The organism is Oleiphilus sp. HI0043 (assembly GCF_001634935.1).
On the sequence record NZ_LWEY01001821.1, the window covers coordinates 1 to 12,710 of the forward strand.

Annotated in this window: 10 protein-coding genes; 7 read left to right on the forward strand and 3 right to left on the reverse strand. The window is 43.5% G+C overall.

All coding sequences use genetic code 11. The annotated features are described in order from the left end of the window. From hrpA to A3729_RS28035, 6 genes are all read left to right on the forward strand, one after another. The coding region (gene hrpA, locus A3729_RS28010; protein WP_068634520.1) for an ATP-dependent RNA helicase HrpA at positions 1-3,798 on the forward strand (3,798 nt) is incomplete at its 5' end. Positions 3,799-3,957: 159 nt separating this feature from the next. Then, a complete protein-coding gene (locus A3729_RS28015) occupies positions 3,958-5,079 on the forward strand; it encodes a beta-ketoacyl-ACP synthase III (RefSeq protein ID WP_068510751.1) in 1,122 nt (373 codons plus the stop codon). Between the two features lie 39 nt (positions 5,080-5,118). Further along, on the forward strand, positions 5,119-5,877 hold the full coding sequence (locus A3729_RS28020) for a VacJ family lipoprotein (protein ID WP_082865131.1): 759 nt from the start codon (positions 5,119-5,121) through the stop codon (positions 5,875-5,877). A gap of 123 nt (positions 5,878-6,000) precedes the next feature. Further along, on the forward strand, positions 6,001-7,482 hold the full coding sequence (locus A3729_RS28025) for a DUF3336 domain-containing protein (RefSeq protein WP_255375156.1): 1,482 nt from the start codon (positions 6,001-6,003) through the stop codon (positions 7,480-7,482). 159 nt (positions 7,483-7,641) lie between these two features. Then, on the forward strand, positions 7,642-9,312 hold the full coding sequence (locus A3729_RS34390; protein WP_304438873.1) for an ExeA family protein: 1,671 nt from the start codon (positions 7,642-7,644) through the stop codon (positions 9,310-9,312). 1 nt (position 9,313) lies between these two features. Next, a complete protein-coding gene (locus A3729_RS28035; RefSeq protein WP_068510690.1) occupies positions 9,314-10,141 on the forward strand; it encodes a general secretion pathway protein GspB in 828 nt (275 codons plus the stop codon). Between the two features lie 4 nt (positions 10,142-10,145). Here the strand turns inward: A3729_RS28035 and A3729_RS28040 are convergent, their stop codons facing one another. From A3729_RS28040 to A3729_RS28050, 3 genes are all read right to left on the reverse strand, one after another. After that, entirely contained in the window at positions 10,146-10,829 is a 684-nt protein-coding gene (locus A3729_RS28040) for a zinc metallopeptidase (RefSeq protein ID WP_068510691.1), read from the reverse strand. Positions 10,830-10,918: 89 nt separating this feature from the next. Further along, positions 10,919-11,104: a helix-turn-helix domain-containing protein gene (locus A3729_RS28045; protein WP_068510693.1), complete on the reverse strand. Its 186-nt coding sequence runs from the start codon at positions 11,102-11,104 to the stop codon at positions 10,919-10,921. Between the two features lie 118 nt (positions 11,105-11,222). Then, positions 11,223-11,984, reverse strand: coding sequence for a sulfite exporter TauE/SafE family protein (locus A3729_RS28050; protein ID WP_068510695.1), 762 nt, complete (start codon positions 11,982-11,984; stop codon positions 11,223-11,225). Between the two features lie 117 nt (positions 11,985-12,101). Between A3729_RS28050 and A3729_RS28055 the strand changes: the two genes are divergently transcribed. Further along, positions 12,102-12,632, forward strand: a complete 531-nt coding sequence (locus A3729_RS28055; protein ID WP_068510697.1) for a SprT-like domain-containing protein — start codon at positions 12,102-12,104, stop codon at positions 12,630-12,632. The last annotated feature ends 78 nt before the right edge of the window (positions 12,633-12,710 follow it).

The window sequence follows — 12,710 nt, forward strand, 5'->3', positions numbered from 1 at the left end:
CTCTCATCACACGGTGATGATAACGCCCTAGAGGAAAAGCTTGAAAAGCTAACTCAAGAAATTGAGGAATCTAAAGATCGTCTAAGTAAAAAAATAAACCGTCCGGTTTCAATCAAATACCCGCCTCAGCTACCTGTCTCCCAAAAAGTTGACGACATTAGCAAGGCAATAAAGGATAACCAGGTTGTAATTGTTGCTGGTGAAACCGGATCAGGTAAAACGACTCAGCTGCCAAAAGCCTGTCTTCAAGCGGGGCTTGGAAGGAAGGGCCTTATCGGCCACACTCAGCCAAGGCGTCTCGCTGCACGCACCGTTTCGACGAGATTAGCGGAAGAGCTAAATTCCCCGCTTGGTGATCTGGTTGGCTATCAAGTTCGTTTTACCGATCAAGTTAGTGATAGTACGCTAATAAAGGTCATGACGGATGGTATTCTCTTAAATGAAATCAAGTTTGACCGTTACTTAAATCGTTATGAAGTTATTATTATTGATGAGGCGCATGAGCGTAGTTTAAATATTGATTTCTTACTCGGTTACTTAAAACGCGTTCTGCTGAAAAGACCTGAATTAAAACTCATTATTACCTCTGCCACGATCGACGTAGACCGGTTCTCGGAGTTCTTTACTGGCGCGCCAATATTTTCTGTTTCAGGGCGAAGTTATCCGGTTGACGTGAATTACCGCCCATCTATTGGTGCAGATGTACAAGAGTTATCTCTTGGTGAGCAGATAGCTACAGTGGTCGAGGAGATTCAAGACGAAGAACGCCAACGCTCTTGGCAAGTTGGCGATGTTTTGGTTTTCTTACCTGGCGAGCGAGAGATCAGAGAGATCGCCAAGACCCTTAATGATTATGAATGGCGTGACACCGAGATACTGCCCTTATATGCCAGGTTAAGTACCAAAGACCAGAGCAGGGTGTTTCAACCTCACTCTGGCAGACGAATCATCCTTTCTACTAATGTCGCTGAGACCTCAATTACAGTGCCTGGTATCCGCTATGTAATTGACCCCGGTACCGTGCGGATTTCCCGCTATTCGTATCGCTCAAAATTACAGCGTTTGCCTATCGAGTCAATCTCCCAAGCGAGTGCAAATCAACGAAAGGGTCGTTGTGGGCGGATTGCTGAAGGTATTTGTTATCGACTTTACAGTGAAGACGACTTTATTTCACGACCTGAGTTTACCGATCCGGAAATACAGCGCACCAATCTAGCGGCTGTTATTCTTAAAATGATCGACTCCGGACTCGGGGCAGTGAAAGACTTTCAGTTTATTGATCCACCTGACTCTCGTCTTTTAAATGATGGCTATAAACTACTATTTGAGTTGCAGGCCGTCGATGAAAACAACCGCTTAACAGCGTTGGGCAAGAAACTTGCGACGCTTCCCACAGACCCTCGTTTAGGACGCATGCTGCTTAGCGCTCAGGACTTAAACGCAGTAAAAGAAGTGCTGATTATTGTTAGCGGCTTAAGCATACAAGATCCTCGTGAGCGCCCTGCAGATAAGCAGCAAGCAGCTGACCAGGCTCATGCGGAATATAAAGACCCTGAATCAGATTTCCTTTCTTTTTTGCGGTTGTGGGAATTCTTTGAAGATAAACGCCAGGAGCTAAGCAATAATCAATTAAAGCGCTTTTGCCAGAAAAACTTCCTATCCGCTGTGCGTATGAGGGAGTGGCGCGAGATACATAGACAACTATTACTCGTTTTAAAAAGCATCGGCATCAAGGAAAATGATAGCGAGGCTTCTTATGACTCTATTCATAAGGCTTTATTGAGCGGCTTGCTTGGCAATATCGGTAAACATGAAGAAAAACGCGAGTATCAAGGGTGTCGAAATCGACGTTTCCACTTATTTCCCGGGTCTGGCGTAAACAAAAAGCGCCCTAAATGGTTATTTGCCGCTGAAATCGTGGAAACTCAACAAGTCTATTCCAGATATAACGCAAGGCTCGATCCTGCATGGATAGAACCGCTTGCAAAGCATTTGGTAAAACGTTCTTATGCCGAACCTCATTGGGAAGCCAAAAGGGCACAAATAATTGCCAAAGAAAAGGTGACCTTATACGGACTTGAAATTGTCTCTCAGCGCCCAGTTAACTACAGCCAGATTGACCCAGGAGTTTGCCGTGAAATATTTATTCGCACCGGACTCATAGAGAGAGAGTTTCGCACCAAAAATAAGGCTATCGCTCATAACTTAAAGCTTATTGATGAAGTGGAATCGATTGAAGACCGCACGCGTCGTAAAGATGTCCTGGTCGATGATGAGGTGATATACGGACTTTACGATAAGGCTTTACCTGAACACATTGTGAGTGGTGCTGCATTTGAAAAGTGGGCAAAAAAAGCAAGCGAAGCTGACTCAAAGCTAATACGGTTTACAAAAGGTCAGCTGCGCAGCGAAAATGCGGATTCATTCGATCCGGGCCTATATCCTGAACATATTGAAAATAATGGCATACGCTTTCCTCTGAGTTACCAGTTCAAACCCGGCGCTGAAGATGATGGTGTAAATATCTCGGTGCCAATTAATGCAATAAAACAGCTAACTGTAGATAAACTCGAGAAGATAGTTCCTGGCTTGCTTCGTGAAAAATGCATCCACCTGATCAAAACGCTTCCCAGAACTTTGCGAAAGCACTTTGTTCCTGTGCCGGATGTTGTAGACAAGATACTGCCAAAGGTTGAAGCTAGTTCACGCCCTTTGCTTGAGATTCTTAGTGATGAGCTAAAAATTATAGGCAGCATATCTATTCCTATTGAGGCCTGGAATCTTGAGTCACTAGACAGTCACCTGCGCTTTAACATTAAAGTGCTGGATGAGCGAGGCCGGCTGATTAACCAGGGTAGGGACCTCGTTAAGCTTTCGCAAAAAGTTGAGCATTTGGCAAAAAACGCCGCAAAACTGGAAGAGAACCGACCTGAAAAACAAGTTGATATTACTGCCTGGGACTTTGGCGAGCTCAAACAATCCCAGATAATAAAACAAGCGGGTATTGAAATGATGCAATACCCGGCGCTTCAAGATTGTGGAGCACACATCAGGCTCATTCATTGTAATGATAAGCTAGGTGCCGAGGCGATTACGCGAATTGGAATTGCGCGATTACTAAGCTTTGAGCTCCAAGGTATTCGCTCGCAATTCAAAAAAGCGATTAAAAACTACCAAAAGCTAGGCTTGCTTTATGCACCTGTCGGGCAAGCCAGCGCACTTTATGATGACTTTCTGATTGCGGCAATATGTTTGCACTTCCTTAATGGAGAGCTTCCACGCAATGCAGAGCAGTTTAGTGCTTGTCTACAGGGCGGTAAGGGTGATTTCCTTAAGATCTGCGAAGAGTTCAGCGCTCTTGTTTTCGACATACTTAATCATTACCACCAGATAATGAAGCGCCTAAAAGGTAAAATGAACTTGGCAGTAGCTATGCCTATGGCTGACCTTAAACACCAGATTACCTGCTTAGTCTACGATGGCTTTTTGCAATCCACGCCCTATACCTCGCTAAAGAGCTTTCCTAGATATTTGCAAGCTTGCTCTCTACGCTATGACAAAATGGCAAGAGATATGGCCAATGAAAGGCGCTATGTACCCTTACTATCCGAATGGTGGGAGCAATACGAACTTCGAAAAAAACAGCTGGATGCTCAAGGTTTAAAGTGCGAAAACCTGGAGCGATTTCGCTGGTTACTGGAGGAGCAACGAGTGTCTTGGTATTCACAGCAATTGGGTACGAGTGAGACTGTCTCAGAGAAAAGGTTAAACAAACTCTGGGAGAGCGTTAGGCGGTAGCCGAATACTCACCAAGGTTGGCTCAAATATTGGTTGTCATTAAAGCTCGTAAAACGTAATCTGTGCAGCTATTTTCTTACTTATCGGCTTGTACTTAGTGCAGGTTTTGAATCTAAACGCGGTACGCTTGTCATGCTTGCCGTTAGCAAAGAGGTGACCATGATAAAGGCTGCTATTTCTGGTACTGGGCTGTTTACACCAAGTGAATCTATTTCAAATGATGAGCTTGTTGCGAGTTTTAACGCCTATGTGCAAAGCTTTAATCGTGAAAATGCTGACAAAATAGCCGCAGGCGAACTCGAAGCGCTACAAGAATCTTCTTCCGCTTTTATCGAAAAAGCTTCTGGAATTAAAAGCCGATACGTAATGAATAAGGCTGGCATTCTTGACCCTGAAATAATGCACCCATTGCTACCTGAGCGCTCCAATGACGAGCCTAGTATCTTATGCGAAATGGCCGTTAAAGCAGCCAAAGATGCGCTCAAAAATGCAAACAAAACCGTCGCTGATATCGATGCCGTCATCGTCGCTTGCTCGAATCTACAGCGCGCTTATCCAGCTGTCTCAATTGAGGTTCAAAGCCAACTTGGTGTAGAAGGCTTCGCATATGATATGAATGTGGCGTGCTCATCGGCCACATTTGGCCTTCAGGCTGCGCTCAATGCTGTTCAGTGCGGTTCTGCCAGGGCTGTATTGTTAATAAACCCGGAAATCTGCACAGCGCATTTAAATTTTCGTGATAGAGATAGTCACTTTATCTTTGGTGATGTCTGTACCGCAATCGTGATAGAGAGAGCTGACACAGTATCTTGTGATGACTCGTTCGAAGTTGTCAGCGCAAAATTAAAGACAACCTTCTCCAATAATATTCGTAATAATTTTGGATTCCTGAATCGTTGTGCTCCCGGCAGTGAAGGCTTTAGTGATAAGCTATTTGTTCAGCAAGGGCGAAAAGTATTCAAAGAGGTATCTCCACTCGTTGCTAAAATGATCAATGAGCACTTGGCGGAAAACGAGCTTAGCGCTGAACACCTAAAACAGATGTGGCTCCATCAAGCTAACTTAAGCATGAATCAGCTTATCGCCAAGCGTGTATTAGGTCGTGCAGCAGAGGTTTCTGAGGCACCTGTTATACTGGATGAATATGCGAATACTAGCTCGGCCGGTTCTGTGATTGCATTTCATAAGCATCGATCAGAACTCGAAACCGGTGATTATGGTGTACTTTGCTCTTTCGGTGCAGGCTATTCTGTTGGTAATATAATCCTAAAGAAACTATAACAACTAAAAAGTAAGCAGAACTATAATAAGAGATTAAGTATGCGCTTTTGTTACCACGCTCTAATTTTATTATTTCTAAGTACCTTTACGCTTAATGCATTCGCTAATGATGAAGCAGAAGAGCCTTATTATGACCCTAGATACGCAGAAATAGATCCTTATGAGTCATTTAATCGAAGCATGTTCGTATTGAATGATAATTTGGATGAGTATCTCGCCACTCCCTTGGCAAAGCTTTACAGATTTGTAACGCCCGGTTTTGTCGATAAAGGTGTTACCAACTTTTTTGGCAACCTCAATGATGTCGAAACCTTTGTTAACTCTTTGCTGCAGGCTAAGTTTCACAACGCGGTTGTTTCTCTTAACCGAGTTATCTACAACACTGTTTTTGGCATAGGCGGCTTGTTTGATGTTGCGACCTCATTTGGCCTGGAAGCCAGCGATGAAGATTTTGGACAAACACTTGGTTATTGGGGTTATGAAGAGTCTACCTATCTTGTGTTACCTGTTCTAGGGCCATCTACCGTCAGAGACTTTAGCGGACAAATAGTAGATTACGTTGCCGACCCGGTTGACTATCTTGTCGAATTCTCAACTGAAGAAAGTATTGCTCTAAAGGCTGTTGATTTAATAGATACACGAGCAGACCTGCTAGCTGCGAACAACTTATTATTCAAAGAAGACCGCTACGCCTTCTTCAGGAGTGCCTATTTGCAAAATCGAAACTTCCTTATTAAAGATGGCGAAGTAGAAGACCCGTTCGCTGATGATGAAGATTTTGATTACGAGGACTTCTAATATCAGGCTTATTTAACATAAGTTCACAGGGCTTAATACAAGTTCAATATATCTGCAGAAAAAAATAACCTATAGTTGATTGATGGGATAAAAGATAAAATCAACTATATGGCTCGCTTTAAGATGCACACCACGATAAAAAAAGAAAAACAAAGAATGTCGCAGGCTACCTCATTCCTTGAATGGAAGGACGCCGCTCAAACACTCGACTCCATGCAACATAATGATGCCTGGAAAGACAATATTGCTTCTGATGTATATAACTACGAACTTATTTCTGATCGACTCTGTCTTTTAAGAGAGCACAAGCAAAATGGTGATCTCACCGCTTTGTATCGAGACATTCGCGAAGGCTTGCATCATGACCTTGGCAATATGGGTGACATACGCCTTTATAACCAATGCTATTACGGCACCAAAACACTCATTGAAGAATACGTTGAAGAAGTTTGCGATTGCCTTTCCTATCTTTGCGATAGGCAAACCTCTGATATGCCATCAAATAAAAAGTTAGATTTTTTTAAAGATGTACTTTTATCCTTCGGTCGCCCCGCATTATTGCTAAGTGGCGGCGCTTCCTTAGGAGTCTTCCATATCGGTGTTGTAAAGGCCCTGTGGGAGCATGGCTTATTGCCAGATGTCGTAACTGGCTCAAGCGCCGGTTCTATCATTGCTGCCGCCTTAGGGACGCATACCGATGACGAACTACCTTCCTTGTTTGACCCTAATACCCATAATATGAAAGCCTGGAAGTGGATGGGCCTATTGAATGGTATTAAAGGCAAAGGCTTTATGGATCAGCGTCAGCTGCAAGACTATATTCGTAGTTATGTAGGTGAATACACGATGCAAGAGGCCTACGAGAAGACGGGGCGGAGTATTAATATCACTGTTTCGCCTGTCCAGGCTCATCAAAAGGCTAGATTATTGTCAGGTTACACATCTCCATACATGCTAACGTGGAGTGCATCGTTAGCGTCTTGCGCAGTTCCAGGAATTTTCCCCCCGGTTAAACTGCTTAAGAAAGATGAACATGGACACAACGTACCGTATATGCCCCGCTTACGCTGGGTTGATGGCAGCATGGTTAGCGACTTGCCAATCGAGCGCCTAATGCACCTCTACGATGTTAATTATTCTATCGTAAGTCAAACCAATCCTCATGTAGTGCCTTTGCTGGAACGAACAAAAGGGCTGTCTAGTAATCGTTTCTTAAAATTACCCCTAGCGCTTGTTAAAGCCGAAGCAAAATTTCATGGCCAGGCAGTGAGTGACTATATAAGAACTCATACCAAATCTGAGATGCTTCGACAAGTTTCTGGTCATGCTTATTCTATGATGTCTCAGAATTATTATGGCGACGTCACTGTTGCTCCAAATTACAAGCTTGGGCACTATATGAAGCTGCTTAGCAATCCCGATACGAAATTCATGAAGGAGTTAATGCTTCAGGGTGAGCGCGCGACATGGCCTAAATTAGCGATGATTCGTACACATTCCAAAATAAGCAAGACACTCGAGAGCTGCATTTCCCGCTTAAAGACTGATGTTAGAACGCATCGTGGGAGCCTTAGTTTAATTGATGATCATAAGGCAATCCGTTAGCGAGTGTAAGGACTTGCTTTTGGCGAGCCCTGTCTTTAAGCTTTGCGTTTGCTACCAAGCTAAACTTCGCAACTACGCTAAGCTGACGTCATGTATCAGGACTTTTTTGGTCTTAAAGAACTACCTTTTTCTATAGCGCCTGATCCCAGGTATCTATATATGAGTGAACGTCATAGAGAGGCGCTTGCTCATCTTTTATATGGTGTATCCGGGCAGGGCGGTTTTGTTGTTCTTACAGGTGAAGTTGGAACAGGAAAGACGACAATTTGCCGTTGTTTTTTAAATCAGATTCCAAAAAATACCGACGTAGCATTCATCATAAATCCGAAGCTCTCGGCACGTGAGCTTATGGCATCAATATGTGATGAGCTTGGAATAGCGTACCCCGATTCAGCATCAATTAAAGTCTTAAATGACCTAATTAACAGCTACCTGCTTGATGCACACGCTAACAATCGCCACACCGTACTCATTATCGATGAAGCTCAAAACCTTAGAGTTGATGTACTAGAGCAGCTGCGCTTGCTTACTAACCTTGAAACATCTGAAAAGAAATTACTTCAGATAATTTTGCTTGGGCAACCCGAATTAAGGGAAGTGCTAGCTCAGAATGATTTAAGGCAGCTCGCTCAAAGAATCACTGCAAGATACCACCTGTGTGAGCTGAGTAAAGTTGAAGTTGGTGCTTATGTTAATTGTAGATTATCGGTTGCGGGGCGACGCGGGCGTTTATTTAATCAAAAAGCAATAAAAACTCTTTTTAACTTGAGTGGTGGCGTACCGCGATTAATTAATCTTATTTGCGACCGCGCCTTGCTCGGTGCTTATGCAATGCAAGAGGATGTTATTGATGCAAAACATATTAAGAGCGCATACGCGGAAATACAGGGGCCAAAGTTTAAGCAGCCACTAAAACTAAGTTCGTCAATCAAAAGGGGGATAATTGCTGTCCTGCTAACAATAATTGCCAGTATTGGAGTATTTGCTTTGGACAAGCGATACGACAACAGAATAGCTGAGCTGGAAAGTATAATCTCTTCTTCCAAAACAGAGCCCGAGCTGCACCCAGCCTCAGTAAAACAAATCACTCCTGAAGAGGGCGACGACTCCAAGGCTATATCAGAAAGCGGTACTTCAGCAGAAGAAGTGGCAGATTTACAGCAATTTTCAACTACGGAAAAAAGCCCCGCTAAGGCTCCTTATGCTGATAACTCATCAATACAGATCCCGATCATTAACGACCTATCTTCTCTCAAAACCCAGAAAGATGATCGATATCATGCATATCGCATGATTTTAGAGCGTTGGGGAATCGACTATCCTTTAGCCCCCTTTATGCTGGCCTGTGATTACGCCGAAATGTACGGTCTTAAGTGCTTGCATAAAAATGGTAATTGGCGCTCGTTACTAAAGTTAGACCGACCCGCGGTGTTAACCCTAGTCAATGACTATGGCGAGTCGCTATATATCGCAATACTGGGGGTTGAAGGTAGTGATGCCTTGGTTTCACATAAGAATGAGAAGTATTGGGTTTCTCTTGACGAAGTTGATCGCTACTGGTTTGGGGAGTACTCAATTGTTTGGAAGGTTCCTCCTTACAAATCGAATCTCGTAATGCCAGGACAGAAAAAAGAAGAGGCATGGTTGAGGAAAAGCTTGTCTCGACTCAGTCAGTATAAAGCCAATAAAAGCGAACCAATTGAAGACCAGATTAAGCGCTTTCAAGCCAGCTCAGGCCTTGTGCCTGACGGCATCGCGGGCAGCATGACGCTGATTCATATAAATTCGCGCCTTAACTTAGGCGTCCCTCGACTTATGGGGGCGAATTAGCATGTCATACATTTTAGACGCCTTGAAAAGGTCAGAACAGGATAGGCATCAAGAGAAGGTTTCTTCGATTAATAACGATATGATGGTAATGCCAAGGAATATGTCGCGACAGCCTCTTTGGCCTTACCTCCTAATATTTGTCCTTTTACTTAATGCAGGTGCGTTGATATTTTATTTTCTAGGCAGCAATTCTACTGATGAGAGTGGAAGCTCTGAAAATAGCCTGTTAACTGACAATAAAGCACTCTCCTCGACTGAGCCGGACATTAAGGATACTGGCCGTAAAACCAAGGCACTTCCATCCCATCTCATTGATAAAGCACCCATTCAAGCAAAGCCTCTTCCTATTCTAAAGGATGACTTTTCCGATAAACGCTCTGCTAAGGAGGATAAAGAGCCAGTCGAAGCTGACGATGTTATCCGACCTAAAGCGGGTGTTAAGCGCATCAGCCCGCCGCTTGCCGAGCCTTATTCCGAAGCAGCCCCGGTTTCTAAAGCTGTCGAGGAAAAAATATTGCCGACAAGTGTGAACGACGAGAGCGATAGAAGCAAACAAATTAGTAGTGCACCAAATGCATTTTCAGACCTTCCTCTACTAAGTGAAATGAATATTAGCTTTCAAAGGGGGGTTCCGACAATAGAATTTAGCAGTCATATCTACTCTTCAGAACCGAGCGCACGAAGAGCCATGATTAATAATTTGTACTTAAGGGAAGGGGATGGTTTCTCTGGCTTAGTCATTAGAGAAATTGGAGAGTTTTATCTTGCGCTAGACAAGCAAGGAACCATCTTCAAAATACCGGTATTGCGCGACTGGCAAGCGCCATAGAACGTTAGCGCCGCAATATGGCTAGCCATCGCCAGACATTCAATACACTTGCTAGAGTTGCCGCGACGTAAGTCATTGCAGCAGCTTTAAGAATCTTACGGCAAGGCTCGATTTGATCATCTTGCAGATAGTTACCTTCGGTAATTATCGGAAGTGCCTTGTTAAAACTTGCATCCCACTCCATAGGCAATATTACTAATTGAAGTGCCACTGAAATAAAAACAGCACAAAGCCCGCATAGTAAGCTAATAATTCCGAGTTGTGGTACCTTAAAAATAACAACAAGAACCGGAATAATCCCAAGCATTGCGATCGCAGCCTTTTCTATCAATAATGCTATCGGGGTGTACCGCTCTCTTAGTCTGACTATCTTTTCATTCCTATGATACTGAAGCGCATGGCCAAATTCATGGCATGCGATAGCGACTGCGCTAATAGAGCGCCCATCGTAGATGTATTTGGATAGCCTAATCGTAGACTCATGTGGAGAGAAATGATCTTGCCCGTCAGGGCATTCTTCAACCTTAAGGTCTACTAGCTCGAATCTTTTAGATAAGTGTTTTACTAACTCAGCACCGGTACCAGGAATATCAGGTAAATCTTGAGCATATTTTTTTATGGTGTATTTAACCCATATACCTGGCGTAATGAGTACAAATAGAATGAGGGCAATTAAAATATAAATCATAAGGCGAGTGTAGCTTGTTGCTAAACCAAAAAAAAGCCCGCTTAATCGCGAGCTTTATAAGGCAACCTGAGCTTTGTTAGGACAAAGCCTTAACCGTTTAGCCTCTTTTCAATTTCAATATACTTAATAACAGCATCTTCAGGAAACATGAGCTCGCTTCCTTGTTTAACGCTTTTAATTAAGCTCTCGCGGGCATAGCGTTTCACCGTAACTTCGGTTTTTCCCATCATTGCGCTTGCTTCAGCGAGTGTTAGTAACTTTTCTCCGCCTGACATACTTTGCTCCAAATAATATTAGTCGTAAAAAATCGAATATGTGAATTAGAGTATAGTTAATGCAAATAATATTTCCTGAATTGTTTGTAGCATTAAGTTAATTTTATGTTTCGAGCATTTAACTGAGGAGCGCGGCAATGCTTGCAAATATAGTCATAATAAACAGGAACCACTTTAGCGTATTCTGACTGACATTAATTGTGATCTTCACAGCCAGGTAAGCACCTGCAACAGAACCGACCGCGAGCAAGAGGCCTGGCGCCCACCATACTTGGTCCCGCCATACAAAAAGACCGAGAGCAACTAGAGTAAAACCGAGTGTGCACACCACCTTTAGCGCGTTGGTTCGAGCCAGATCGTAACGGAGGCCTCCAGCAATCGCAGCAATTAAAATAAAACCAACGCCCGCTTGGACGAACCCACCGTAAAACCCGGCTATAAAAAGCATTGGTATAGATTGCTTTTGCTCCATTACTGAAAAAGCCTTGGTGCCTTCAGTTACCGCAATAGCGGAGGGCTTAAATAAGATTATGCCGGCCATGATAATCATCGCGCCGAGCAAGGTTGGTTTCAGGTAGTCAGCAGGCATATAAGAGGCGAATGCAGCACCAACAAGCCCGCCAAGCATGGTGACAAGCAGAATAGATTTGATATCGGGAATATCAAGCTTTCCGTGCTTGGCAAAACCTCTGTATGCAGTAAACGATTGAAGTACGACACTGACTCGATTAGTCGCATTTGCAATGTCGGGAGGAATCCCCATTACCATTAATGCTGGAATTGTAAGATTGGAGCCTCCACCAGCCATGGTGTTTATAATGCCTGCGAGAAACCCTGTTATGATTAATACCAATATATAGAGTAAGTCGAGTTCATACATGGCGTTTTCCCTAAAGGCTTGGTGTGACAAAAAATAAAGCTGGGCATGGTACTGTAAATTTTTGCATAATGCACCGCTGTATATGAACTTAAGAAGACCGAAAAACACTTAGCCAAGATGAACCAAAGCAACTATCAAGCTGATGTGCAATCATCGGTAGAACACTGCCTGCGGCAGGCAGAACATCACCTTAAGAAAAGCTTCGTTTATCACAACCTTTGCTTTCTTCTAAAGGGGCAAGCTGCCGGCCAGTTTGTCGTCACACAAAACGCTTTTAAGACTTATCGATACAAGCTTCGATTTAATCAGGCGCTCTTAAATCAAAACCAACAAGCCTTTATCGAAGAGGTTGTACCTCACGAATGTGCACACCTCATCGTCTATCAGTATTTTGGTCGCTATCATGAAGGCAAGAAGGTAATGCCGCATGGACGACAGTGGAAGCAGGTTATGTCAGAAGTATTTAATGTTGAGCCAAAGGTAAGGCATAACTTCTCAAGCGCGAAAAGGGCACGACGAACCTTTGCATATATTTGTGCATGTCACGATCGAATTCATGATTTGAGCGCAATTCGACACAATAGAATCGTAAGAAGTGATGCAAGATATGTATGCAAAAGCTGTAAGGAAAGCTTGAGAATTAAATAGGCCAAAGTGAATGAGGCCAGGCAGTTCTTATTTAAGAGGAGCTTGTCGTTAGCGAGCGATCTGACGCCAGTTAACGAC

Coding starts and splice junctions, on each gene's coding strand:
- A3729_RS28045 (WP_068510693.1), bottom strand. CDS start 11,104: ATGTCAGGCGGAGAAAAGTTACTAACACTCGCTGAAGCAAGCGCAATG.
- A3729_RS28050 (WP_068510695.1), bottom strand. CDS start 11,984: ATGTATGAACTCGACTTACTCTATATATTGGTATTAATCATAACAGGG.
- A3729_RS28040 (WP_068510691.1), bottom strand. CDS start 10,829: ATGATTTATATTTTAATTGCCCTCATTCTATTTGTACTCATTACGCCA.
- A3729_RS28015 (WP_068510751.1), top strand. CDS start 3,958: ATGATAAAGGCTGCTATTTCTGGTACTGGGCTGTTTACACCAAGTGAA.
- A3729_RS28055 (WP_068510697.1), top strand. CDS start 12,102: ATGAACCAAAGCAACTATCAAGCTGATGTGCAATCATCGGTAGAACAC.
- A3729_RS34390 (WP_304438873.1), top strand. CDS start 7,642: ATGAGTGAACGTCATAGAGAGGCGCTTGCTCATCTTTTATATGGTGTA.
- A3729_RS28020 (WP_082865131.1), top strand. CDS start 5,119: ATGCGCTTTTGTTACCACGCTCTAATTTTATTATTTCTAAGTACCTTT.
- A3729_RS28035 (WP_068510690.1), top strand. CDS start 9,314: ATGTCATACATTTTAGACGCCTTGAAAAGGTCAGAACAGGATAGGCAT.
- A3729_RS28025 (WP_255375156.1), top strand. CDS start 6,001: ATGCACACCACGATAAAAAAAGAAAAACAAAGAATGTCGCAGGCTACC.